The sequence below is a fragment of the Burkholderia sp. SCN-KJ genome, from assembly GCF_024656005.1.
In the GTDB taxonomy this organism is placed as follows: Bacteria; Pseudomonadota; Gammaproteobacteria; order Burkholderiales; family Burkholderiaceae; genus Burkholderia.
Genome location: NZ_JANKOG010000011.1, coordinates 23,552 through 46,108, shown reverse-complemented (window position 1 = coordinate 46,108; position 22,557 = coordinate 23,552). Strand labels below are relative to the sequence as shown.

The window sequence follows — 22,557 nt, the reverse complement described above, 5'->3', positions numbered from 1 at the left end:
CATAACCCGGCATTCAGAACTTGTACACGGCCGACAGCATCGCCGAGCGGCCGTCGCCGAACTCGACGGCCGACGATTGCGATGCGTTTCCCGCCACCTGCCGCACGCGTTCGACATAGGCGCGATCGAACAGGTTGTCGACGTTCAGCTGGAAGCGCAGCCTGCGGCTCACGTCGTACGACGCCATCAGGTTGTGCACCCAGTACGCGCCGAGCTTGCCGTCGCCTTGCGACGTCACGTTGCGCCGGCCGACGAAGTGCGAACCGTAGCCGACCGTCCAGCCGGCCGGCAACCGATAGGTCGTCCACAGGTTGAACGCGTGCCGCGGCGTGTTGCCGAGCGCCTGCCCGTCGCGGCGCGGCGTGGCCGGTGAACTGAGCGTGACGCTCGCGAGATACGTGTAGTTGGCGAACACGTCCCATTGCGGCGTCACCTTGCCCGCGGCCCCGAGCTCAATGCCGCGAACGCGCTGCCGGCCCACGAGCGCGTAGCTGCCGTCGGCCATGCGTTCGCGCGCGTTGTTCTTTTCGGTCTGGAACAGCGCGCCGTTCAGCGCGACGCCCGCGAGCCCCTCCCATTTCGCACCGAGCTCGAAGCTCTCGTTCTTCTCGGGCGCGAGCGCGCCAGTTGCCGCGCTCACGCCGGAGCCGGAGGTCACGAGAAATTCGGCGGACGGGTTGAACGACGTGCCATACGCGAAATACACGCGACCGTTGTCGGTCGGCTTGAACACGAGCCCCGCGCGCGTGCTCAGGTGACGGTCGGAACTGTCCGCGCGCTCGGCGGGCTTGCCGGCCGCGGCCCCTTTCGCCCAGCCGTCGATCCAGTCGTGCCGCAGCCCGACGTCGATGTCCCAGTAGCGGCCGACCGAGATCGTGTCGAACGCGTACAGTGCCTTCACGACCAGCGCGGTGTCCTGGCGGGCACTGTCCTCGCGCTGCGCCGGGCCGCGCCACACGCCGGGCGGCGCCGCGAGCGCAAAGCCGTCGGCCGGGTAGAACCGGTTGAGCCCGTACGAATAGGTCGTGCGGCCGTACGTTTCGCGCGAGATCTCGAAGCCCGTGACGAGCGTGTGCCCGACGCCGAACGTCGTGAACGTGCTCGTCACGTTCGTCTGGTTCGCCCACATCGCGGTCGACGCGTCGCGGCCGTAGCCTTGCGGCCCGGCCGGCTTGTAACGCCCGGGCGGCAGCCCTTCCAGGCTCACGCGCGCCCCCGAAATCACCGTATCGCGATTCAGGTGCGCGTAGCGGCTCAGGTTCTGCACCTTCAGGCTGGACGACACGTCGTGCTCGGCCTTCACGGTGACGGCATCCGCAGCGATCCGTTCGCGATCCAGATTGCGCCAGCCGAAATAGCGGTCGCGCGACATGCCGGCCAGCACCTGGCCGTTGTGCGCAGGCAGCCCGTAGTCGGGCAGGTTGTTGTCGTACTGGTGAAAATAGCCGAGCGTGACGCGCGTCGGCGTGCCGAGGCCAAATGCGAGCGACGGCGCGACGCCCCAGCGGCGCTTGCGGATGTCGTTGCGGCCCGGCACGTCGTTCACATGCGCCATCGCGTTCAGGCGGAACGCGGCCCGGCCTTCGGTGCCGGGCACCGGCCGGTTCGCATCGAGCGTCACGCGGCGGTAGCCGGACGTACCGAGCATCGTGCCGGCCTCCGTGAGCGCGCCGGCTTTCGGCGTCTTGCTGGTCAGGTTCACCGAGCCGCCCGTCGTGCCCGCGCCGCCGAATACCGAGTTCGGCCCCTTGATCACCTCGACCGCCTCGATGTTGAACAGGTCGCTCCGATTGTTCTGCGCACTGTCGCGCAACCCGTCGAGCTGCAGGTTCGCGTTCGCGCCGAAGCCGCGGATATTGAACATGTCGCCCGACCCGCCGCCGCCTTCTCCCGCGTTGAACGTGATGCCCGCGACGTTCGACAGCGCGTCGCGCAGGCTCAGCGCCTGCTGTTCGTCGAGCAGCGCGCGCGGCACGACGGTGATTGTCTGCGGCACGTCGAGCAGCGGCTTCGCATATTTCGCGGAACCCGACCGGTCGACGCGCGTACCGGCGTCGCGATTGCCGTGGACGAAGATCGGGCTCAGATGCGGCGCGTGGCGCGGCTCGTCCTCTTCCGCGCACGCAGGCGCGGCGGCACAGGTCACCATCGCGAACGCAACGGACGCGGTCGCGCGACGCGGCGGCGTCGCGCTCGACAGAATGCAACGACTCATGTTCACTCCACCCCATTAACGAGAATGGTTCTCATTCAATAGAAATGGAGTCGACGTGGCAATTGGACACGTACGAACTTCGGGATCCGAATGAATCGTCGAACGACGCGGGCATGGCGCAGGCCAGCATGGCGCAGTGTGGCGTCTCGATCATTCGCACGGAGCGTGCGACAGCTGGCTGCGCGCGGTCTTCGCGTTCAGGAGGCCGCCGACGCTGTACACGCCACCGATGCGCGGCACCGTGAAATGGCAGCCGTTCGTCACACGCGGGCGGCGCAGCACGCCCCACGGCGCCCGCGCATTCGTCAGGCCGCCTCGCGCGCCAGCGCGCGCCGCGCGGCCGGCCGCTCGGCCTCGCGCTGCGCGTGGGCTGTCCACGCCGCATGCTGCGTCATGTCGAGTCCGATCGCGACACCCCAGCGATACAGCACCAACAGGAACGGATCGACGATCGAATGCGCACCCGGTTCAGCCCACGTTCGGCCATCGGCGAGCGCGGCCTCGATCGAGGCGTTCGCGGCTTCGATCGTGCCGCGCCCGTGTGCGCTGACCGCGCCGTGCAGCGCCGGATCGCCGATGAAGCGGCCCGGCCGCCACAACGCGCCGTAGCCGACGCCGTGCACCCAGCCGACCAGCCAGGCGAGCCATTCATGACACCGCGCCTCGCGCAGCGGTTCGCCGAGCGGCAGCAATTGCGCATCCGGATAGCGGTGCGCGAGATACGTGAGGATCGCAGGCGTTTCGGTCAGCACGCTCGGCTCGCCCGGAATCGCGAGCACGGGCACGCGCGCCTTCGCGTTGATCGCCAGATAGGGCGCTGCGAGGTTCTGCTGCTTCTGCACCGAGACGATCTCGACGTCGAACGGCGCGCCGGTTTCCTCCAGCGCGATATGAGCGGCTAGCGAGCAGGCGCCCGGCGAAAGATAGAGACGATATGCGTTCATGGTGTGTGGCCCGACGGCGCTGTGGAAGACGGAACCGAGTGTAGGAACGCATCCCGATGCGCGGCAAACGAAGAATTGTCGTGCTTGAACATTAGTGTTACTAATACCCGCATGCGACGCATCCACCTCCCCCCGCTCCAGACGCTGCGTGCGTTCGAAGCCGCCGTGCGGCTGCAGAGCTTCACGCGCGCGGCCGATGCGCTTGCGCTCACGCAAGGCGCCGTCAGCCAGCACATCCGCGCGCTCGAGGCGCAGCTCGGCTACCCGCTCTTCACGCGCGAACGCAACGGCGCAACGCCAACGCATGCCGCGCATGCGCTCGCGCTACAGGTGCGCCAGGGCCTGAGCGTGCTCGAACGCGCGTTCGAGCCGGCGCTCGCCGTACGCAGCCGCCCGCGTACCTGCGACGTGACGCTGAACGTCAGCGTGCTGCCGAGTGTCGCCGAGCGCTGGCTCGCACCACGCCTGCCGCGCTTCACGGCCGCGCATCCGCACATCGCGATCGCGCTGCACCCGGACGTGGCGCTCGCGCCGCTGCGCAAGCGCGACCGCATCGACGTCGCGCTGCGCTACGGGCCCGGCAGCTGGCCGGGCGTCGTCGCCGAAAAGCTGATGAACGAGACGATCTTCCCGGTCGCGAGCCCCGCGTACCGCAATCGCGACGGCATTGCGCCGCGCGTGCCGGCCGATCTCGTGCGCGCGACGTTGCTGCGCCATCCCGCGCAGCCATGGGAACCGTGGCTCCAGGCTGCGCGGCTCGACCTCACCGAATCCGCTCGCGCGCCGCGTTTCACCGATGCGAATGCGCTGATCGACGCGACGCTGAAAGGGCGCGGCGTCGCACTCGCGCGCCGCTCGCTGATCGAGCCCGAGCTCGCGGACGGCACGCTCGTGCGCGTATCGACGGTGCGCGTGACCGACGTGTATGCGCACTACGTCGTATGGCGCCCCGGCCATCCGCAGGAAGCGGCGATCCGCACGTGGCTCGACTGGCTGCGCAGCGAAGCGCGGCGCAGAACGCCGCGCCGCTGACGCTGCGGCTGACGCTCACGCGCGCGTCGGCATCGCCACCTTGTCGAGCGTGATCGGCAGATCGCGCACGCGCACGCCCGTCGCGTGATAGATCGCATTCGCGATCGCCGCCGGCACGCCCGTGATCCCTATTTCGCCGATGCCGCGGATGCCGAGCGGGTTGAAATGCGTGTCGCGTTCGTCGACGAAGCTCACGTCGAGATCGCCGATATCCGCATTCACGGGTACGTGATATTCGGCGAGGTTCGCATTCGTGAAGCGGCCATGCCGCACGTCGAGGAACGAGCCTTCCTCGAGCGCGGTGCCGAGCCCCCACACCATCCCGCCGATCAGCTGGCTGCGTGCGGTCTTCGCATTCAGCAGGCTGCCGACGCTGTACACGCCGACGATGCGCGGCACCCGGATCGTGCCGAGCTCGGCATCGACGTGTACTTCGGCAAACACCGCGCCGAACGAATGAGATGCATAGCGCGACTTCTCGTCGCCCGGCTTCGCGGTTGCCTGCGCTTCGAGCGGCCGTCCGCCCGCGCGCGCGATCACCGCGGCGGCCGGATCGCGCCGCGACGGCTCGCCGCGATGCACGAGCCAGCCGTCGTCGACCGTCACGTCGTCCGCCGCGACGCCGTGCAGCGGCGAGCCCGAATCGGCGATCGCCAGCGCGATCAGCATCGCGCGCGCCCGCAGCGCGGCGTCGCGCACGGCCGGCGCGACGCTCGCCGCCGATTGCGAACCGCCCGACACCGGCGCGCGCGGCAGGCTCGAATCGCCGAGCACGAAGCGCACGTTCTGCGGCGCGAAGCCGAGCGCGTCGGCGGCGACTTGCGTCATGACCGTGTAGGTGCCGGTGCCGATGTCCTGCGTGCCCGACGCGACTTCGGCCGTGCCGTCCGGCAGGATGCGCGCACGCGCAGACGCCTCGCTGCGATTCGCCGGATACGTCGCGGCGGCCATCCCGAGACCGACCAGCGTGTCGCCGTCGCGCATCGTGCGCGGCCCGCCGGTGCGCCGCGACCAGCCGAAGCGTTGCGCGCCGGCCTGGTAGCACTCGCGCAGCTTGTTGCTCGACCACGGCTTCCCGTCCTCCGGATCGACTTCCGCGTAATTCGCGAGCCGCAGCGCGACCGGATCCATGCCGAGCCGCCACGCGAGCTCGTCCATCGCCGATTCCAGCGCGAACGAACCGGACGCCTCGCCGGGCGCGCGCATGAACGTCGGCGTGCCGACGTTCAGCGACACGATCCGGTGCGTGGTCGCCTGGTTCGGCACTGCATACATGATCCGCGACGGCATCCCGCACATCTCCGTCCAGTCCTCGAACGTCGACGTAGTGACGATCGAGTCGTGGCGCAGCGCGGTCAGCGTGCCGTCGGCGCGCGCGGCCAGCACGACGCGCTGCTCGGTGAACGGGCGGCCGCCGACCGGGCCGAACATCTGCGGCCGCGTCAGCGCAAGGCGCACCGGGCGGCCCACCTGGCGCGCGGCCATCGCGCACAACGACACGTGCGACCACGACGATCCCTTGCAGCCGAAGCCGCCGCCGAGGAACGGCGAGATCACGCGCACCTGCTCCGGCGCGATGCCGAACACCGCGGCCACCGCCGTGCTGGCGCCCGACACGCCCTGCGTCGCGTCGTGCAGCGTGAGCGTCGGGCCGTCCCAGTGCGCCATCGTCGCGTGCGGCTCGAGCGGATTGTGATGCTGCATCGGCGTCGTGTAGGTGGCGTCGATGCGCACCGCGCCCTCGCGCAGGCCTGCATCGACGTCGCCGCGCTGCGTGTCCATCGCGCGCCCCTGCTGCTTCGGCGGCACGCGCGCGCCGCGCTTCGCGCGCGCGAAATCGAGCGTGGCATCGCTCGCGCGATAGCGCACCTGCACGGCATTCGCGGCGTCGGTCGCCTGCTCGAGCGTTTCGGCGACGACGACCGCGACAGGTTCGTTGCTGTAGCGCACTGTGTCGTCCTGCAACAGCGTGAGCCGGCGCCCGGCCGGCGGCGACAGCGGCGTGCGGCCGCCGTTGGGCAACCGCATCGCGTTCTCGTGCGTCATCACGAGCAGCACGCCGGGCATCGCGCGTGCGCGTGCCGCGTCAATCGATTCGATGCGCCCCGCTGCGATCGTGCTCGTCACGAGCACCGCGTGCGCGAGGCGCGTCTCGGCGAATTCGGCCGCATAGCGCGCGCCGCCCGTCACTTTGAGTACGCCGTCGACACGGTCGAGCGGCTGTCCGGTCACCGTGTTCATGCCGCATCTCCCGTCGTGCCAGCCGCCGCCTGCACCGCACGGACGATCGCGCGCTGCGCGAGCGCGACCTTGAATCGATTGCCGTCGAGCGGCCGCGCGTCGCGCAACGCGAGCGCAGCCGCCTCGCGCAGCGCCGCATCGGTCGGCGCGCGGCCGACGAGATGCCGTTCCGCGGCCGTCGCACGCAGCGGCTTGTGCGCCACGCCGCCGAGCGCGATGCGCGCCTCCGTCACCTGCGCACCGTCCAGCCGCAACGCGGCGGCCACCGCGACCAGCGCGAACGCGTAACTCGCGCGGTCGCGCACCTTCAGGTAGTGCGCATGGTCCGCAAAGCGCGGCGGCGGCAGATCCACCGACGTAATCAGTTCGCCCGGTTCGAGCGTCGTGTCGAGATCGGGCCGATCGCCGGGCAACCGGTGAAACGACGCGAACGGAATCTGCCGCGCGCCGCGTGGGCCGCTCACCTGTACGACCGCGTCGAGCGCCGCGAGCGCGACGCTCATGTCCGACGGGTTCACCGCGACGCACTGCGGACTGGCGCCGAGAATCGCGTGCATCCGGTTGTGCCCGCCGATCGCCGCGCAGCCGCTGCCCGGCTCGCGCTTGTTGCATTGCGCGAACGCGGGATCGTAGAAATACGGGCAGCGCGTGCGCTGCATCAGGTTGCCGCCGACGGTCGCCATGTTGCGCAATTGCGCGGACGCGCCGGCGAGCAGCGCCTGCGACAGCAGCGGATAGTCCGCGCGGATACGCGGATGAGCGGCCGCATCGCTGTTGCGCACGAGCGCACCGATACGCAGTCCGCCATCCGGCAACGCGTCGACCGTATCGAGGCCCGCGATGCGCGTGATGTCGATGAGCGTGACGGGCCGCGCGACGCCGCCCTTCATCAGGTCCAGCAGGTTCGTGCCGCCGCCGATGAAGGCCGCGCCCGGCCGCTGCGCCGCCCGCACGGCGCCCGCGACGTCGGTTGCCCGTTCGTAGGAGATCGCTTCCATGGCCGGGTCCTCCCGCGCTAGCCGTTCGCCGCGTGCGCGGCGCGCACGGCGGCGACGATGTTCGGGTACGCACCGCAGCGGCACAGATTGCCGCTCATGCGCTCGCGGATCTCGTCGTCCGACAGTTGTGCGGGCCGGCGTCGCACGTCGTCGGTGACGGCGCTCGCCGCGCCCGCCGAAAACTCGTCGAGCAGCGCGGTCGCGGAACACAGCTGGCCGGGCGTGCAGTAGCCGCACTGGAATGCATCGTGATCGACGAACGCACGCTGCATCGGGCTCAGCACGCCGCCGCGCGCGAGCCCCTCGACGGTCGTGATCCGCTCGCCTTCGTGCATCACCGCGAGCGTCAGGCACGCGTTGATGCGCCGCCCGTCGACGAGCACCGTGCACGCGCCGCATTGCCCGCGGTCGCAGCCTTTCTTGGTGCCGGTGAGGCCCGCGTATTCGCGCAGCGCGTCGAGCAGCGTGACGCGCGGTTCGAGCTGCAGCGTGTATTCGCGCCCGTTGATGTCGAGCCGCACGGGCTGCGCCGGGACCGTATCGCGATGTGTCGCCGCAGGCGTGAATGTCGTGTGCGGCTGCTGCGGATGAACGTGCGATGCGGCGCCGACGGTCGCGGCCGCCGCCGCCGATTGCAGAAAGCGGCGCCGTGCGGCGCTGGAGGGCGTATCGTGCGGCAACGGCGGCGACGCCGCATGGCCGGCCGCGAGCGGCGACGGGGCAGCATCGCTCGCGGGTCCGGTGGACGGGGGGATGGGTCGATCGCTGGACATGGCTTCTGCTCGCTCCGTGGTTGATGGATGCGGATACGCCGCCTGTGCCCGGATGGCCGCGCGGGACGGCGCGTGCATCGGCGCTGCGAGCAATTCCGGTGCCGCAAGCCGACACGGGTCTTCGCCTGCGCCGGGCAGATTGCGTTCATGCGTTGCGAACGGACCGCACGCAGGTATCGGTTACCGCTCCTGTCACGTGCGTGCCGCTACGCTGGCGCGTGGCTGACCGCCGGCTGTCGATGCGGTAAAAAACACGCATTCGGCAGTGGCGCGGGCGACACATCGACCGACGCTGGCCAAAGGTGTCCGCACCGCCGTGCACGACACGTCGCATCGCGTGCATGGTTCGTCGCGTTGCACGCGCGTGTAATGCGCGCGGCCACTACATCCGCCATGAAAATTCGGCGGGTCGACCCGGCTCCGCCGCCGTGAAAGCGTATGGTTAGCATCACGAAAGCCGTTCGCGATCACGCGCCGGTCGCAAACGATTCACCGAATCGTCGCATCGCACGGGCATACTCGAAAACGTTTCCCGATCCGCCTGCCAGGAGAGAAGTGATGCGTCGTGTTGCCCTCGTCGTCGTTCTATGTGCCGCCGCCTTCGTCGCCGCCTGCAGCGATGACGCGCCGCACGACACGCACGCGACCGACGCCTCGCAACAGGCCGGCGCATCGTCCGGCGCCGCGAGCGCGTTCAACAGCGCTGCCGGTGCGAGCACCGCCGCGTCCGACGCCGCGCCGCTCGCGCCGCCCGTCGTCCACTACCCGCCCGACGATGACGACGACGCGAAGCCCGCGGCGAACGCGGGCGCGTCCGCCATCGCCGCGTCGTCGCCGCACTGATCCCGCCGTTCCTGTCGGTGTCCCCGTTCCCCGATCGCAGAACCGAGGTGAAATAACATGACGTCATCCAGCCGCCGCCGTTTCCTGCATACCGTCGCACAGTCGGCGGGCGCGGCCGTCGCGCTCAACGCGTTCCCCGAATCGATCCGCCGCGCGCTCGCGATTCCGGCCGCGCGCGGCACCGGCACGATCCACGATGTCCAGCACATCGTCGTGTTCATGCAGGAGAACCGCTCGTTCGACCATTACTTCGGACACCTGCGCGGCGTGCGCGGCTACAACGACCGCTTCCCGATTCCGCTGCCGAACGGCAAGCCGGTGTGGTACCAGCCGTCGAAGGAAGACCCGGCGAAGCCCGTGCTGCCGTTCCGGCTCGACACGAAGACGACCAGCGCGCAGTGCCTCGGCGCGCTCGACCACTCGTGGGCGAAGACCCACGCGGCGATCGACGGCGGCCGCTACGACCAGTGGCCCGCGAACAAGACCGACATGACGATGGGCTATCACGTACGCGAGGACATCCCGTTCCACTACGCGCTCGCCGATGCGTTCACCGTGTGCGACAACTACTTCTGCTCGCTGCCGGGGCCGACGCACCCGAACCGTTCGTACCTGATGACGGGCACGGTCGACCCGACCGGCAAGTTCGGCGGCCCGCTGCTCGACAACGCCGACTACGTCGACGGCGACCTGCCGCCCGCGTACCAGCTGCTGTCGTGGACGACCTTCCCCGAACGGCTCGAAGCGCACGGCGTGTCGTGGCAGATCTACCAGCAGGGGCTCACGTGGGCCGATCCGTACAACGGCAACTACGGCACGAACATCCTGCAGAACTTCACGAACTTCATCAATGCGAAGCCGGGCTCGTCGCTGTACCAGCGCGCGCAGACGGTGCGCACGCTCGACAACCTGAAGGACGACGTGATCAACGACCGGCTGCCGCAGGTGTCGTGGCTGCTGCCGCCCGCCGTGTTCTCCGAGCATCCGAAATACACGCCCGCGTACGGCGCGAACTACACGTCGCAGATCCTCGACGCGCTGACGTCGAACCCCGACGTGTGGGCGAAGACGGTGCTGTTCATCATGTACGACGAAAACGACGGCTTCTTCGATCACGTCGTGCCGCCGCAGCCGCCGACCTCGGCCGCGCAGGGCGCATCGACCGTGACCACCGACGGCGAGCTGCATACGGTCGTGAATCCCGGCCGCGGCGGCAGCTACACGGCCGACGGGCTGCCGTACGGCCTCGGGCCGCGCGTGCCGATGACGGTCGTGTCGCCGTGGTCGAAGGGCGGCTTCGTGTGCTCGCAGGTGTTCGACCACACGTCGGTGATCCGCTTCATCGGCGAGCGCTTCGGCGTCGACGAGCCGAACATCACGCCGTGGCGCCGGACCGTCTGCGGCGACCTCACCGCCGCGTTCGACTTCCGCTCGTCCGACGCGACGTTCCCGACGCTGCCCGATACGAGCCAGTACCGCTCGATCGCCGACCAGCAATGCACGTCGCAACCCGCGCCGACCGTGCCCGCGACGCCGTCGCCGATCGACCCGCAGGAACCCGGCGTGCGCCCGGCGCGCGCGCTGCCGTATGAACTGCACGTGAACGCGAGCCTCTATGGCGGCAACACGCTGCGCATCGAGTTCGCGAACCGCGGCAACCAGGGCGCGCACTTCCAGGTGTACGCGACCAACCGCACCGACGGCCCGTGGCGCTACACGGTCGGCGCGCGCCGCGTGCTGCACGCGGACTTCGACCTGACGGAGACGAACGGTGCGTATGCGTTCTCGGTGTACGGGCCGAACGGCTTCGTGCGGATGTTCGCGGGCAACGTGTCGGCCGCGACGGCGCGCCGCCGCAACCAGGCGCAGCCGGAGGTGAAAGCCGGCTACGACATCGCGAACGGCAACCTGTACCTGAAGCTGCGCAACCACGGCAGCGGTCACGTGACGCTGACGCTGACCGACAACGCGTACGGCACGCCCGCGCGCCAGGTGACCCTGCACGGCGGCGACGAGCGCGTCGAGCAATGGGCGCTCGCGTCGAGCCACCACTGGTACGACGTGACGGTGAGCGACGGCGTGAACGGCACGTTCTCGCGCCGCTTCGCGGGCCACGTCGAGAACGGCCGGTCGAGCTACTCGGATCCGGCCGCGGTGCGCCCGGTCTCCGCGTCGTAAGCGCGGCGGCACGACGGTGCGCGGCGTCGGCCTCGCGGCGCGCGCCGTCGAATCTCAGATCGCGTGCGCGAGCGCGCGCTCGACGGGCGCGAGGTCGAAGCCGTCGTCCGCGTCGCGAAAGCGCAGCGGCGCCGCGCAGTGCACCAGCGTGTCGATGAAGTACTTCGCGCGCGGCCACGGCCCGAAGCCGGCCGCGGTGTTGATGTGCCCCGCGTCGCCGAGGTTCACGAATGCGCTGCCGAGCCGCTGCGCGAGCGTGCGCGCATCGGCGAGCGGCATCCACGGGTCGGTTTCGCTGCCGATCACGATCGACGGCACCGCGAGCCGGCGCGCGTCGAACGGCCCGGCGAACGTGAACTTCTCCGGACTGGCGGGCGCGACGAGCAGCACGCCCGCGACGTCGGCCGCCTGCGGCCATTGCGCGAGCGCATGCGCGGCCGCGAGGCAGCCGAAGCTGTGCGCGGCCAGCACGAACGGGCCGCGCTCGCGTTCGAGCAGCACGCGCACGGACTGCGCCCAGCGCGCGAGATCGGGGGCGTCCCAGTCGGCCTGCTCGACTCGCAGCGAACGCGGGAACTGCCGCTCCAGCCAGGTCTGCCAGTGGGCGCCTTCGCTGCCGTGCAGGCCCGGAACGGTCACGAGCCGCGGCGGCCACGCCGATTTGCTGCATGCGCGCATGATTGCCCTCGCTTGCTTTGCTTGGAGACGAGGTTCGATTGTGGCGCGCCGCCGGCGGCGGCCGAACCAATATTTTGTGCTTTGCTTTTGCGCGCGACGGTAGCCGGGCGACCGCCCGGGCGGGCCCCGCGGTGCGGGCCGGCCGCCTCGCGGCGGCGCAATGCGCCGCGAAACCGTAGAATGTAGGCTTCCCGCTTGCCTTGCATCGGATCGAACCGGGGCGCCCCGCGCCGGTTCCGATCGACAGGAGACGCCCGATGTCCGCTACGCCCGCCGGCGCGCTGCGCCCGTTCCATCTCGCCTTCCCCGTGTCGAGCCTCGCCGGCGCGCGCGCGTTCTACGGCGGCCTGCTCGGCTGCCCCGAGGGCCGCAGCTCGGAACACTGGGTCGACTTCGACTTCTTCGGCCATCAGCTCGTCGCGCACCTCGCGCCGGACGAAACCGGCAAGAGCGCGGTGAACCCGGTCGACGGCGACGACGTGCCCGTGCGCCATTTCGGCGTCGTGCTGTCGATGGACGAATGGCATGCGCTCGCCGACAAGCTCAAGGCCGCGCACACGCGCTTCGTGATCGAGCCGCACATCCGCTTCAAGGGTGAGGTCGGCGAGCAGGCGACGATGTTCTTCCTCGATCCGTGCGGCAACGCGCTCGAGTTCAAGGCGTTCGCCGACATCGGCCAGCTGTTCGCGAAGTAAGCGCATGAAGATCCTGTTCTACTCGCCGCACCAGGAAGCCGGCGCCTGGCGCGATGCGATCGCGCAGGCGCTGCCCGAGGCCGAGCTGCGCGCGTGGCAGCCGGGCGACACGGCCGCCGCCGACTACGCGCTCGTGTGGCGCGCGCCGCGCGAGCTGTTCGCGCCGCGCGACGGCCTGCGCGCGATCTTCAACCTCGGCGCGGGCGTCGATGCGCTGCTCGCGCTCGATCGCGCGCATCCCGGCACGCTGCCGCGCGACGTGCCGCTGGTGCGCCTCGAGGATTCGGGCATGGCGCGGCAGATGATCGAATACGTGACGCACGCGGTGCTGCGCTACCTGCGCCGCTTCGACGAATACGACGCGTTGCAGCGCGAGCGCCGCTGGCAGGTGCTGGAGCCGCATCCGCGCGCGAGCTTCACCGTCGCGGTGCTCGGCCTCGGCGTGCTCGGCGCGCAGGTCGCGCAGGCGCTCGCGGCGCTCGGCCTGCCGGTGCGCGGCTATAGCCGCAGCCCGAAACGGCTCGACGGCGTCGCGACCTTCGCGGGCGACGACGCGTTCGACGCGTGCCTCGACGGCGCGAAGGTGCTCGTCAACCTGCTGCCGAGCACGCACGATACCGACGGGATCCTGTCGGCGCGGACCTTCGCGAAGCTGGCGCCGGGTGCATACCTGGTGAACGTCGCACGCGGCGCGCACCTCGTCGAAGCCGACCTGCTCGACGCGCTCGCGAGCGGCCAGGTCGCCGCCGCGACGCTCGACGTGTTCCAGCACGAGCCGCTACCGGTCGACCACCCGTTCTGGCACGCGCCGCGCATCACGATCACGCCGCACAGCTCGGCCGAGACATTGCGCGACGAAGCCGTCGAGCAGATCGCCGGCAAGATCCGCGCGCTCGAGCGCGGCGAGCGCGTCGGCGGCATCGTCGACTACGCGCGCGGCTACTGAATTCCGCCTATACGAAACTGGAGACAACCATGACGTTCCCCACCGCCGTCAAGATCGTCGAAGTCGGCCCGCGCGACGGGCTGCAGAACGAAAAGACCTTCGTACCGACCGACGTGAAGATCGCGCTCGTCGACCGGCTGTCGCGCGCCGGCTTCCGCAATGTCGAGGCCGCATCGTTCGTGTCGCCGAAATGGGTGCCGCAGATGGCCGACGGCGCCGACGTGATGGCCGGCATCGAGCGTCGCCCGGGCACCGTGTATTCGGTGCTCACGCCGAACCTGAAAGGCTTCGAGAACGCGCTCGCCGCACGCGCCGACGAAGTGGTGATCTTCGGCGCGGCGAGCGAGGCGTTCTCGCAGCGCAACATCAACTGCAGCATCGCGGAGAGCATCGCGCGCTTCGAGCCAGTCGCGAAGGCCGCGAAGGATGCCGGCCTGCGGCTGCGCGGCAGCGTGTCGTGCACGCTCGGCTGCCCGTACCAGGGCGAGGTGCCGGTCGCGTCGGTCGTCGACGTCGTCGAACGCTTCGCCGCGCTCGGCTGCGACGAGATCGACATCGCCGACACCATCGGCGTCGGCACGCCGACGCGCACGCGCGAAGTGCTGTCGGCCGTCACGCGCGTGTTCCCGCGCGAACGGCTGTCGGGCCACTTCCACGACACCTACGGCCAGGCGCTCGCGAACATCTACGCGGCGCTGTTCGAAGGGATCGAGATCTTCCACGCGTCGGTCGCCGGCCTCGGCGGCTGCCCGTACGCGAAGGGCGCGACCGGCAACGTCGCGACCGAGGACGTGCTGTACCTGATGCAGGGCCTCGGCATCGACACCGGCATCGATCTCGCGCAGGTGGTCGCCGCCGGCGACTTCATCTCGAACGCGATCGGCCGCGCGAACGTGTCGCGCGCCGGTCGCGCGCTGCTCGCCAAGGCGCAGAGCGCGGCCGACGCGCCGAGCTGCGCGTGACCCCGACACTCACGGACTCCCCATGACGACACCCGCTTCATTCGACTCTCTCCCCGATTCCGCGCGACGCGTCGCGCTGCTGCTGCGCGAACGCGGGCATGCGAAAGGGATCGTGATGCTCGCCGAAACCGGCAAGACCTCCGCCGAAGCCGCGGCCGGGCTCGGCTGCTCGGTCGCGCAGATCGCGAAGTCGATCCTGTTTCGCCGCGAATCCGACGGCCTGCCGGTGCTCGTCGTCGCGAGCGGCGTGAATCGCGTCGACGAGAAGAAGGTCGCCGCCCAGGTCGGCGCGGTCGGCCGCGCCGATGCGAAGTTCGTGCGCGACCATACCGGCTACGCGATCGGCGGCGTGTGCCCGATCGGCCATCTCGTCGAACCGGTCACGCTGATCGACGCCGACCTGCTCGAGCTCGACAGCCTGTGGGCGGCCGCCGGCCATCCGCACGCGGTGTTCAACCTGTCGCCGCAGGAACTCGTCGCGCTGACGGGTGCGCCGGTCGCCGACGTCGCATTGCGTAACGACGCATGAGCGACGTGCCGGTACTGGTCGGCACGGTCGCCTCGCCGTGCACCGACGTCTGCAGGATCGATCCGCGCACCGACTGGTGCGCGGGCTGCCTGCGCACGCGTGACGAGATCAAGGGATGGCGCGCGTCGGACGACGACGCGAGACGCGTGCTGCTCGCGCGGCTCGACGCGCGGCGGCGCCTGCTCGCGCGGAGCGGCGCATAAAAAAATGCCGTTCGGCCTGCTTGGCGAACGGCATGAGATCGGAATCCTGTGAACGTGATCAACGTCACAGCCCGCATCATACGAGCGACGCTGCAGCGTCGCATCGGGTGTTTCCCTACAACTCCTTACGACCTGTCTGGCGCGCAATCCGCGTGCCCGGAGGCGACGCCGATGGGCTTGGCGGCAAGCGCAGCGGCAAGCCGAATCGCACGACCGTTTCAGTTGCCGACCGCCGCGCGACGCGCGGGCACGATGCGCCAGCCGAGGTTCACGCCGGCCGCCGCGAGCAGGATCAGCAGCGCGCCGAGCACCTGCGTCCACGCGAGCGTCTGCCCGAACGCGACGCGATCGACGATGATCGCGACGACCGGATAGACGAACGACAGCGCGCCCGTCATCGCGACCGGCAGCTTCTGGATCGCGCCGTACAGCAGCACGTACATCAGGCCGGTGTTGACGACGCCGAGCACGACGAGATCGAGCCACTGCGCGGCCGTCGCGGGCAGCGTGTCGAAGTGCGCGAACGGCGCGAGCAGCACGATGCCGAGGCCGGCCTGCAGCAGCGCGAGCAGATGCGGCGGCGTGCCTTTCAGGTGCTTCGTGACGATCGACGACACCGCGTACAGGAACGCCGCGCCGAGCGACAGCGCGACGCCTTCGAGATATTCGCCGGGCACCGCGAGCACGGCCGGCTCGACCCGCACCACGCAGACGAGCCCGATGAAGGCGAGCGCGAGCCACGCGATCGTCGACGCGCTGATCCGTTCGCGGAACACGAGCGCGCCGAGCGCGACGAGCATGAACGGCTGCGTGTTGTAGACGGCGGTCGCCATCGAGATCGACGCGCGCGAATACGCGGCGAACAGCAGCAGCCAGTTCGCGACGATCGCGACGCTGCCGAGCGTCGCGAGCACGAGCATGCGCGGCGAGAACAGCGCGCGGCGCAGCAAGCCGAGCGCCGCGCAGACGATCGCGAGCGTCGCGGCGCCGAACAGGCAGCGGAAGAACACGACATTGGCGAGCGGTTGCTGCGACGACATCACGAGCCAGCCGATCGTGCCGGACATCAGCATCGCGACGACCATCTCGGCGGCACCGCGGCGGATTTCGTTCGAGGCCATCATGGACTCCGTTTGGCGAGAGAAGATGACTTCGATTCTAGGAACTTGCTTTCGGTGCATCCACGGCTAAACTGAAGCGAAACGACCGATTCACCTTCGAAAGCAAAGCGATCATGTCGAAACGCCTTTCTCCGCCCGCCGTCGCGTCGCTGGACGCGACCGACCGCGCGATCCTCGCGGCGCTCGCCGAGGATGCGCGCATCGCCACCAGCGAACTGGCGCGACAGATCGGGCTGTCGGCGCCCGCGACCGCCGACCGCGTGCGGCGGCTCGAAGCGCAGGGCGTGATCGCGGGCTTCACCGTCGAGCTCGACCCGCGCGCGCTCGGCTACACGCTGCAGGCGATCGTCCGCGTGAAGCCGCTGCCGGGGCAGCTGCATCTGGTCGAGGAGGTGCTGCGGCGGATTCCGGAATTCGTCGAATGCGACAAGGTGACCGGCGAGGACTGCTTCATCTGCCGGCTCTACCTGCGCACGATCGAGCACCTCGACGACATCCTGTCGAAGGTGACGGAGCGCGCGGAAACGAGCACGGCGATCGTGAAATCGACGCCCGTGCCGCGCCGCCTGCCGCCGCTGGTCGAAGACGACGCCGCGCGCCGCTGATCCTCGAACGCTGACCGTCGACGCGCAGCAAGCGCCGCGCGAGCCGCCGCGGCCGGCCCCGCTCACGCGGCCGCGTCGCGCGCTTCGAAGAACGCGAGCAGCTCGTCGATCAGCGCGACGGGTGCCTCTTCCGGAATGTAGTGCCCGCAATCGAGCGCGCGGCCGCTGACGTCGCGCGCGACGCGCCGCCATTCGTCGAGCGGATCGAAGCAGCGGCCGACGATCCCATGCTCGCCCCACAGCACGCGCAGCGGGCACGCGACCTTGTTGCCGCGCTCGAGATCCGCGCGGTCGTGTTCGAGATCGATCGTCGCCGATGCGCGGTAGTCCTCGCACATCGCATGCACGGCGCCCGGCTGCGCGAGCGCGGCGCGATACGCGGCGAGCGCCTCCGGCGCGAACGGCGCGAGCCCGGCCGAGCGGTTGCCCATCACGCGCTCGATGTACGCATCGGTGCGGCCTTCGATCAGCGTTTCGGGCAGCGGTGCCGGCTGGATCAGGAAGAACCAGTGGAAATACGCGGTCGCGAACGCGCGGTCGGTCTGCTCGTACATCGCGAGCGTCGGCGCGATGTCGAGCAGCATCATCCGCTCGACGGCCGCCGGATGATCGAGCGCGAGCCGGTGCGCGACGCGCGCGCCGCGATCGTGCGCGCACACATGGAATTGCTCGAAACCGAAATGGCGCATCACGGCGACCTGGTCGGCCGCCATCGCGCGTTTCGAATACGGCGCATGCCGCGCGTCGCTCGGCGGCTTGCCCGACGTGCCGTAGCCGCGCAGGTCGGTCGCGATCACCGTGAAGTGATTCGCCAGCGTCGCGGCGACGCGATGCCAGATCATGTGGGTCTGCGGGTGGCCGTGCAGCAGCAGAAGCGGCGGCCCCGCGCCTCCTTTGACACCGAAGATGTCGGTGTCCTGCACCGTCACGCGAAACGGTGCAAACGCCTCAAACGACATGGTTTGTTTCTCGTTGGTTTGTTATGGCGGATATTGTAGGAGCGCCCGGCCGGCTGCTGCGCGCGCCAGATGCCCGAACGCGTAGAAAGAGAACACTCACTCGATTGTCGCCACGCCGCGCGGTTTGTTAAGCTCGCGTAGAATCGCACGACCGTTCGTATTAATATGAACGCGCGGCTGTACCGCTACACTCGAAGCACCGTTCGACCGCCAAGCATGCATGCCGGCGTCGGCGCGACCGCGCCGGGCCCGGCCGCCCCTCGAGACTGGAGACATCAACATGGCATTGCCCGCCGTCCTGCAGAACCTGACGCTGCCCGTCATCGCGTCGCCGATGTTCATCGTCAGCTACCCCGAACTCGTGCTCGCGCAATGCAAGGCGGGTATCGTCGGATCCTTCCCCGCGCTCAACGCCCGTCCGGCCGAACTGCTCGACGAATGGCTCACGCAGATCCAGTCCGAACTCGCCGACCACAAGGCGAAGCACCCGGACGCCGTGATCGGCCCGATCGCGGTCAACCAGATCGTCCACCAGTCGAACGCGCGGCTCGAGCACGACGTGCGCGTGTGCGTCGAGCACAAGGTGCCGATCTTCATCACGAGCCTGCGCGCGCCGGCGCGCGAGATCGTCGACGCGGTGCACAGCTACGGCGGCATCGTGCTGCACGATGTGATCAACCTGCGCCACGCGCAGAAGGCGCTCGAAGCGGGCGTCGACGGGCTGATCCTCGTCGCGGCCGGCGCCGGCGGCCACGCGGGCACGACGTCGCCGTTCGCGCTCGTCGGTGAAGTGCGCAAGATGTTCGACGGCCCGATCGTGCTGTCCGGCGCGATCGCCAACGGCGGCTCGATCCTCGCCGCGCAGGCGATGGGCGCCGACTTCGCGTACATGGGCACGCGCTTCATCGCGACGCAGGAAGCGCACGCGGTCGAGGACTACAAGCACGCGATCCTCAACGCGAAATCGTCCGACATCGTCTACACGAACCTCTTCACCGGCGTGCACGGCAACTACATCCGCGAGAGCATCGAGAAGGCCGGCCTCGATCCGGACGCACTGCCGGAATCGGACAAGTCGAAGATGAATTTCGGCGGCGACAAGGCGAAGGCGTGGAAGGACATCTGGGGTGCCGGCCAGGGTGTCGGCCTGATGGACGACCTGCCGAGCGTCGGCGCGCTCGTCGAGCGCCTGAAGCGCGAGTACGACGACGCGAAGGCACGACTCGGCATCGCGCGCTGACGCGGGCGGCGGGTTGCGCCACCGGCGCGCACGACGTCGGACCAAACAAAAAAGCGCGAACCGCAACGGCTCGCGCTTTTTTCATGTCCGCCACGCGGGCGGCCGGCGCCGGTCAGCCCGCGCGCTTGATCCGCGTGATCGGCAGCACACGCAGGCGCGACTCGATCGACGGGCACAGCGACTGCCCTTCGAATCGTGCCGCGAGGAAGTCGACGAACGAGCGCACCTTCGCGGACACGTGGCGACGGCTCGCGTACACCGCATAGATCGGCGCCTCGTGCGGCGGCACGGCGTCGAGCAGCACCGGCACGAGCCGGCCGGATTCGATGTCGTCGCCGACCACCTCGGTGCCGAGCAGCGCGATGCCCGCGCCCGCGAGCACGGCCGCGCGCAGCCCCTCGAGATGGTTCACGATCAGGTTGCCGTTCAGGTTCACGCGCGACGCGGCGGCCGCGTCGATCACCAGCGAATCGAGCATCGTCGAATTCGAATCGCGACGCAGGTAGTTGTGATGCGCGAGATCGGCGATCGTCTGGGGCGTGCCGTGCTTGTCGAGATACTCGGGCGACGCGACCAGCAGGATGTGCGCGGTCGCGATCTGCCGCGCGACCAGCGACGACGATTTCAGCCCGTTCGGCGCCGCGCGCACCGCGACGTCGTAGCCTTCCTCGATCAGGTCGACCACGCGATCGGACAGCGTCACGTCGACGGTCACGTCCGGGAACCGACCCGCATAATCGGTGACGGCCTGCATCACGTGCCGCAATCCGAACGCGGACAGCGACGTCACGCGCAGGCGGCCCTGCGGCACCACGCTCGCGGCGCCGACCGCCTGTCCGGCTTCGTCGAGTTCCGACAGCGCCTGCACGAGGCGCTCATAGTATTCGCGTCCCGCCTCGGTCGGCGCGACACGTCGTGTCGTGCGATGCAGCAGCCGCGCGCCGAGCTGCTGCTCGAGATGCATCACGTGCTTGCTCGCCATCGCGGCCGACATCTGCATGCGCTCGGCCGCGCCGACGAAGCTGCCCACTTCGACGACGTAGCGAAACACATTCATGCTGACGAGGGTATCCATCGAACTAGCTCGCAATTCCTGGGAATTATGCAATTACGAGATAGGGTAACAAAGGCGAAGAAACAAAAAGGTCAACAAAGGCAAAACGGCGCCGCGAATAGCGGCGCCGTTTTTTCGGGGCGCAATGCCGGCACATGCGACGCGCGTTGTGTGCGCGTCCGAACCGACGAATCGTCAGAACTTCGCGCGGATGCCTGCGCCGAACGTGTTGCCGCTCGACAGGCCGCTGATGTGGTCGTTCATGTACGCAGCGTAGACGTCGGTGCGCTTGGACAGCGGATAGTCGTAGCCGACGGCCCAGGTCTGGCGCGTCTGGTCGAGGCCGCCGCCGTCGCGCGAGTAGGCGTACGACGCCATCGCGTTGCCGACGCCGAGCGGCACCGACACGCCGCCCTGCGCGGTGTTCACGTGCCAGCTGCCGGCGACCTGGTCGTTCTTCGTATACATGTACTGGCCGAACAGCTTCACGTATTTCAGGTCGTAGGTCGCGCCGACCAGCCCGATACCCTGGCTCTTCATGCCGGTCACGAGCGAGCTCAGGTCCTGCGGGCCGTTGTTGAAGTTCACGTACTGGTAGACGGCGGTCGCCGCGAACGGGCCGTTCGCGTAGTTGAACTGCGCGCTCCACTTCTTCGAGCGGTTGTCGCCGGCCGTGTTGCCGAGCGCGTACATCGCCGCGAAATTCAGGCCGCCGAACGAAGGCGACGTGTAGGACAGCGCGTTGTTCCAGCCCGAATCGCCGACCGCGCCCTGATCGCTCGGATAGGTCGGGAACGTGCCGAGGCCGAGGAACACGTGGTACACCATCGGCGAGAAGGTGTACGAATCGTAGAACGGGTTGAACAGGATCGTCGACAGGAACAGGTGCGTCGTCAGGCGGCCCGCCGTCACCGTGCCGTACGGCGAGCTGACGCCGACGTATGCGTTGCGCGCGAAGAACGTGTCGCCCTGGAAGCGGCCGAACTGGCCGTTCTGCGCACGGAAGAAGCTCTCGAGCGTGAAGATCGCCTTGTAGCCGTCGCCGAGATCCTCGGCGCCGTGCAGGCCCCAGTAGGACGTCGACATCCCGCCGCCCGACACGTTCCATGCGCGATCGCCGCCCGGGAACTTGGTGGCGCCGACCCATTCGTCGACCTGACCGTAGAGCGAGACGCTCGACTGCGCGTGAACGGGTGCGGTTGCGGCCACGCAGGCGGCCGCGGCGATCAGCTTGACGGACGTGCGCGACGCACGGCGAGCGAATGCTTTCATGGGATCTCCAGGGTTTTGTCGAATGTCGATAAGTGGCGCGAGCGTTGTTGTTTGGAGCCGATTGCTTGCGTCGTATGGGGCGCAGCCATCTTTACGGAACCTGCGTCCCGTCAAAATTGCGCACACTTATTGCGGGTATAGCGGCAGCATTAACTTCGCGGAATCGGCACATGGCCAGGCGCGCCGCGGCGGCCCCGCGCGGTGCGGGCACGCGACGGGACGGCCGCCGGGGGCGCGCGTGCCGGGCGCGAAAGATAGCGCAATGCGACGGGAAAATCAGCGGAAATCTATGCGCGACTGTGGCGAATTCGCATCACAGCCGGCGGGGGAACGAACGCGCGAGGCGCGCTCGGCGAACGCGCGGGGCGCTCAGTTTCGGTAGAACGGGGAGAAAAACGGCGAGTGGGAAGGCTCTTCCTGCGCGCGGGGCGGCGGCATCGGACGGCCGCCACGCTCTTCGTTGTAGCGCGCGACGTCGGCGCGGATCGAGCCGGCGCGCAGCGGCACGTTGCCGCCGCCCTGCGGGCGCGGCATCTGGCGGGACTCGGCGCTGATCGGACGATACGGGCTCTGCGCGGCGTAATGGCCGTAAGACGGCGTCGGACGCAGGCCCCAGCGGGAACCGTAGCCGCTCACGCCGCCGGCACGTGCGCCGCCCGGCGGCACCGCCCGGCGCCACACCTGCGCGCTGCCGGCCGGCTGGCCGTACATGCGCATGTCGCCGCCACCGAAACCGTGACCGAAGCCATGACCGCCGCCGAACGCCTGACCGCCGTGCGGCGGCTGCGCGAGCGCGAGCGGCATCAGCAGCGCGCCGAGCACGCCTGCCACCCATCGTCCGACCTTCAGTTTCACCCGTTCCGTCATCATTCAGTGCCTGTTGCCGCTCGCCGCCGGCTGTTTCCGGCCGACGCAAGCCTTTCAGCAGTAATTTATGAGCGGTCCCAAACGGTGTCGAGCCAAAAAGTGTTATGTCGCCGGCATCGGTGTAACACCATGTTACTGCTAGGTTTTTTCACTTCAGGGTGGGATCGCGACAGAACATTCTTCTGCCGCTTCGCGCGTCGCC

The 22,557-nt window shown here is 69.2% G+C and carries 21 protein-coding genes; 10 read left to right on the top strand and 11 right to left on the bottom strand.

Translation table 11 applies throughout. The features are described 5' to 3' along the window. Positions 1-13: 13 nt before the first annotated feature. Both NQV17_RS19360 and NQV17_RS19355 read right to left on the bottom strand, forming a co-directional pair. Positions 14-2,215, bottom strand: a complete 2,202-nt coding sequence (locus NQV17_RS19360) for a TonB-dependent siderophore receptor (RefSeq protein WP_257773497.1) — start codon at positions 2,213-2,215, stop codon at positions 14-16. Positions 2,216-2,520: 305 nt separating this feature from the next. Beyond that, positions 2,521-3,159, bottom strand: a complete 639-nt coding sequence (locus NQV17_RS19355) for a glutathione S-transferase family protein (protein ID WP_124571777.1) — start codon at positions 3,157-3,159, stop codon at positions 2,521-2,523. Positions 3,160-3,270: 111 nt separating this feature from the next. Between NQV17_RS19355 and NQV17_RS19350 the strand changes: the two genes are divergently transcribed. Next, entirely contained in the window at positions 3,271-4,191 is a 921-nt protein-coding gene (locus tag NQV17_RS19350) for a LysR substrate-binding domain-containing protein (protein WP_124486603.1), read from the top strand. Between the two features lie 15 nt (positions 4,192-4,206). Here the strand turns inward: NQV17_RS19350 and NQV17_RS19345 are convergent, their stop codons facing one another. Genes NQV17_RS19345 through NQV17_RS19335 form a run of 3 tightly spaced genes read right to left on the bottom strand, consistent with a single transcriptional unit; the run spans position 4,207 to position 8,203 of the window. Further along, positions 4,207-6,432, bottom strand: a complete 2,226-nt coding sequence (locus NQV17_RS19345) for a xanthine dehydrogenase family protein molybdopterin-binding subunit (RefSeq protein ID WP_257773496.1) — start codon at positions 6,430-6,432, stop codon at positions 4,207-4,209. After that, positions 6,429-7,430 carry a xanthine dehydrogenase family protein subunit M gene (locus NQV17_RS19340; protein WP_257773495.1) on the bottom strand — a complete coding sequence of 334 codons (1,002 nt, stop codon included), beginning with the start codon at positions 7,428-7,430 and terminating at the stop codon, positions 6,429-6,431. Before NQV17_RS19340 ends, NQV17_RS19345 begins: the two co-directional genes overlap by 4 nt. Positions 7,431-7,447: 17 nt before the next feature. Then, a complete protein-coding gene (locus tag NQV17_RS19335) occupies positions 7,448-8,203 on the bottom strand; it encodes a (2Fe-2S)-binding protein (protein WP_124486606.1) in 756 nt (251 codons plus the stop codon). A 558-nt stretch (positions 8,204-8,761) separates the two neighbouring features. Here NQV17_RS19335 and NQV17_RS19330 point away from each other — a divergent pair. Further along, on the top strand, positions 8,762-9,046 hold the full coding sequence (locus tag NQV17_RS19330) for a hypothetical protein (RefSeq protein ID WP_257773494.1): 285 nt from the start codon (positions 8,762-8,764) through the stop codon (positions 9,044-9,046). Between the two features lie 57 nt (positions 9,047-9,103). After that, positions 9,104-11,224: a phosphocholine-specific phospholipase C gene (locus NQV17_RS19325; RefSeq protein ID WP_257773493.1), complete on the top strand. Its 2,121-nt coding sequence runs from the start codon at positions 9,104-9,106 to the stop codon at positions 11,222-11,224. A 54-nt stretch (positions 11,225-11,278) separates the two neighbouring features. Here NQV17_RS19325 and NQV17_RS19320 read toward each other — a convergent pair whose 3' ends face one another. Beyond that, on the bottom strand, positions 11,279-11,902 hold the full coding sequence (locus NQV17_RS19320) for an alpha/beta hydrolase (protein ID WP_257773492.1): 624 nt from the start codon (positions 11,900-11,902) through the stop codon (positions 11,279-11,281). A gap of 257 nt (positions 11,903-12,159) precedes the next feature. Between NQV17_RS19320 and NQV17_RS19315 the strand changes: the two genes are divergently transcribed. From NQV17_RS19315 to NQV17_RS19295, 5 genes are read left to right on the top strand one after another with little or no spacing between them, the layout of a single operon-like run. Beyond that, entirely contained in the window at positions 12,160-12,597 is a 438-nt protein-coding gene (locus NQV17_RS19315; RefSeq protein ID WP_044846155.1) for a VOC family protein, read from the top strand. Between the two features lie 4 nt (positions 12,598-12,601). Then, complete coding sequence (locus NQV17_RS19310) at positions 12,602-13,543, top strand: glyoxylate/hydroxypyruvate reductase A (RefSeq protein ID WP_257773491.1); 942 nt, start codon at positions 12,602-12,604, stop codon at positions 13,541-13,543. A gap of 29 nt (positions 13,544-13,572) precedes the next feature. Next, entirely contained in the window at positions 13,573-14,505 is a 933-nt protein-coding gene (locus tag NQV17_RS19305) for a hydroxymethylglutaryl-CoA lyase (protein ID WP_124571770.1), read from the top strand. A gap of 22 nt (positions 14,506-14,527) precedes the next feature. After that, positions 14,528-15,034: a YbaK/EbsC family protein gene (locus NQV17_RS19300; RefSeq protein WP_044846152.1), complete on the top strand. Its 507-nt coding sequence runs from the start codon at positions 14,528-14,530 to the stop codon at positions 15,032-15,034. Continuing rightward, positions 15,031-15,237, top strand: a complete 207-nt coding sequence (locus NQV17_RS19295; RefSeq protein WP_257773490.1) for a DUF1289 domain-containing protein — start codon at positions 15,031-15,033, stop codon at positions 15,235-15,237. The genes NQV17_RS19300 and NQV17_RS19295 overlap by 4 nt, the downstream gene beginning before the upstream one ends. A 218-nt stretch (positions 15,238-15,455) precedes the next feature. Here the strand turns inward: NQV17_RS19295 and NQV17_RS19290 are convergent, their stop codons facing one another. After that, positions 15,456-16,358, bottom strand: coding sequence for a DMT family transporter (locus NQV17_RS19290; RefSeq protein ID WP_257773489.1), 903 nt, complete (start codon positions 16,356-16,358; stop codon positions 15,456-15,458). A 113-nt stretch (positions 16,359-16,471) separates the two neighbouring features. Here NQV17_RS19290 and NQV17_RS19285 point away from each other — a divergent pair, with 113 nt between their 5' ends. After that, positions 16,472-16,963 carry an Lrp/AsnC family transcriptional regulator gene (locus NQV17_RS19285; RefSeq protein ID WP_034177375.1) on the top strand — a complete coding sequence of 164 codons (492 nt, stop codon included), beginning with the start codon at positions 16,472-16,474 and terminating at the stop codon, positions 16,961-16,963. 62 nt (positions 16,964-17,025) lie between these two features. Here the strand turns inward: NQV17_RS19285 and NQV17_RS19280 are convergent, their stop codons facing one another. Then, a complete protein-coding gene (locus NQV17_RS19280) occupies positions 17,026-17,922 on the bottom strand; it encodes an alpha/beta fold hydrolase (RefSeq protein ID WP_044846150.1) in 897 nt (298 codons plus the stop codon). Positions 17,923-18,202: 280 nt separating this feature from the next. Between NQV17_RS19280 and NQV17_RS19275 the strand changes: the two genes are divergently transcribed. Beyond that, the gene (locus NQV17_RS19275; RefSeq protein WP_124486615.1) at positions 18,203-19,162 is read left to right on the top strand and encodes a nitronate monooxygenase family protein; all 960 of its coding nucleotides are present in this window, start codon (positions 18,203-18,205) and stop codon (positions 19,160-19,162) included. A 112-nt stretch (positions 19,163-19,274) separates the two neighbouring features. Here the strand turns inward: NQV17_RS19275 and NQV17_RS19270 are convergent, their stop codons facing one another. The 3 genes from NQV17_RS19270 to NQV17_RS19260 form a co-directional block, all read right to left on the bottom strand. Further along, positions 19,275-20,237, bottom strand: a complete 963-nt coding sequence (locus NQV17_RS19270; RefSeq protein ID WP_044846148.1) for a LysR family transcriptional regulator — start codon at positions 20,235-20,237, stop codon at positions 19,275-19,277. A 174-nt stretch (positions 20,238-20,411) separates the two neighbouring features. Next, complete coding sequence (locus NQV17_RS19265; protein WP_044846147.1) at positions 20,412-21,488, bottom strand: porin; 1,077 nt, start codon at positions 21,486-21,488, stop codon at positions 20,412-20,414. A 369-nt stretch (positions 21,489-21,857) separates the two neighbouring features. After that, positions 21,858-22,355 carry a peptide-binding protein gene (locus NQV17_RS19260; protein ID WP_257773596.1) on the bottom strand — a complete coding sequence of 166 codons (498 nt, stop codon included), beginning with the start codon at positions 22,353-22,355 and terminating at the stop codon, positions 21,858-21,860. Positions 22,356-22,557: the final 202 nt, after the last annotated feature.

Bases quoted from the DNA above. Each gene is read 5' to 3' on its own strand.
- NQV17_RS19360 (WP_257773497.1), bottom strand. From the start codon at position 2,215: ATGAGTCGTTGCATTCTGTCGAGCGCGACGCCGCCGCGTCGCGCGACC.
- NQV17_RS19355 (WP_124571777.1), bottom strand. From the start codon at position 3,159: ATGAACGCATATCGTCTCTATCTTTCGCCGGGCGCCTGCTCGCTAGCC.
- NQV17_RS19350 (WP_124486603.1), top strand. From the start codon at position 3,271: ATGCGACGCATCCACCTCCCCCCGCTCCAGACGCTGCGTGCGTTCGAA.
- NQV17_RS19345 (WP_257773496.1), bottom strand. From the start codon at position 6,432: ATGAACACGGTGACCGGACAGCCGCTCGACCGTGTCGACGGCGTACTC.
- NQV17_RS19340 (WP_257773495.1), bottom strand. From the start codon at position 7,430: ATGGAAGCGATCTCCTACGAACGGGCAACCGACGTCGCGGGCGCCGTG.
- NQV17_RS19335 (WP_124486606.1), bottom strand. From the start codon at position 8,203: ATGTCCAGCGATCGACCCATCCCCCCGTCCACCGGACCCGCGAGCGAT.
- NQV17_RS19330 (WP_257773494.1), top strand. From the start codon at position 8,762: ATGCGTCGTGTTGCCCTCGTCGTCGTTCTATGTGCCGCCGCCTTCGTC.
- NQV17_RS19325 (WP_257773493.1), top strand. From the start codon at position 9,104: ATGACGTCATCCAGCCGCCGCCGTTTCCTGCATACCGTCGCACAGTCG.
- NQV17_RS19320 (WP_257773492.1), bottom strand. From the start codon at position 11,902: ATGCGCGCATGCAGCAAATCGGCGTGGCCGCCGCGGCTCGTGACCGTT.
- NQV17_RS19315 (WP_044846155.1), top strand. From the start codon at position 12,160: ATGTCCGCTACGCCCGCCGGCGCGCTGCGCCCGTTCCATCTCGCCTTC.
- NQV17_RS19310 (WP_257773491.1), top strand. From the start codon at position 12,602: ATGAAGATCCTGTTCTACTCGCCGCACCAGGAAGCCGGCGCCTGGCGC.
- NQV17_RS19305 (WP_124571770.1), top strand. From the start codon at position 13,573: ATGACGTTCCCCACCGCCGTCAAGATCGTCGAAGTCGGCCCGCGCGAC.
- NQV17_RS19300 (WP_044846152.1), top strand. From the start codon at position 14,528: ATGACGACACCCGCTTCATTCGACTCTCTCCCCGATTCCGCGCGACGC.
- NQV17_RS19295 (WP_257773490.1), top strand. From the start codon at position 15,031: ATGAGCGACGTGCCGGTACTGGTCGGCACGGTCGCCTCGCCGTGCACC.
- NQV17_RS19290 (WP_257773489.1), bottom strand. From the start codon at position 16,358: ATGGCCTCGAACGAAATCCGCCGCGGTGCCGCCGAGATGGTCGTCGCG.
- NQV17_RS19285 (WP_034177375.1), top strand. From the start codon at position 16,472: ATGTCGAAACGCCTTTCTCCGCCCGCCGTCGCGTCGCTGGACGCGACC.
- NQV17_RS19280 (WP_044846150.1), bottom strand. From the start codon at position 17,922: ATGTCGTTTGAGGCGTTTGCACCGTTTCGCGTGACGGTGCAGGACACC.
- NQV17_RS19275 (WP_124486615.1), top strand. From the start codon at position 18,203: ATGGCATTGCCCGCCGTCCTGCAGAACCTGACGCTGCCCGTCATCGCG.
- NQV17_RS19270 (WP_044846148.1), bottom strand. From the start codon at position 20,237: ATGGATACCCTCGTCAGCATGAATGTGTTTCGCTACGTCGTCGAAGTG.
- NQV17_RS19265 (WP_044846147.1), bottom strand. From the start codon at position 21,488: ATGAAAGCATTCGCTCGCCGTGCGTCGCGCACGTCCGTCAAGCTGATC.
- NQV17_RS19260 (WP_257773596.1), bottom strand. From the start codon at position 22,355: ATGACGGAACGGGTGAAACTGAAGGTCGGACGATGGGTGGCAGGCGTG.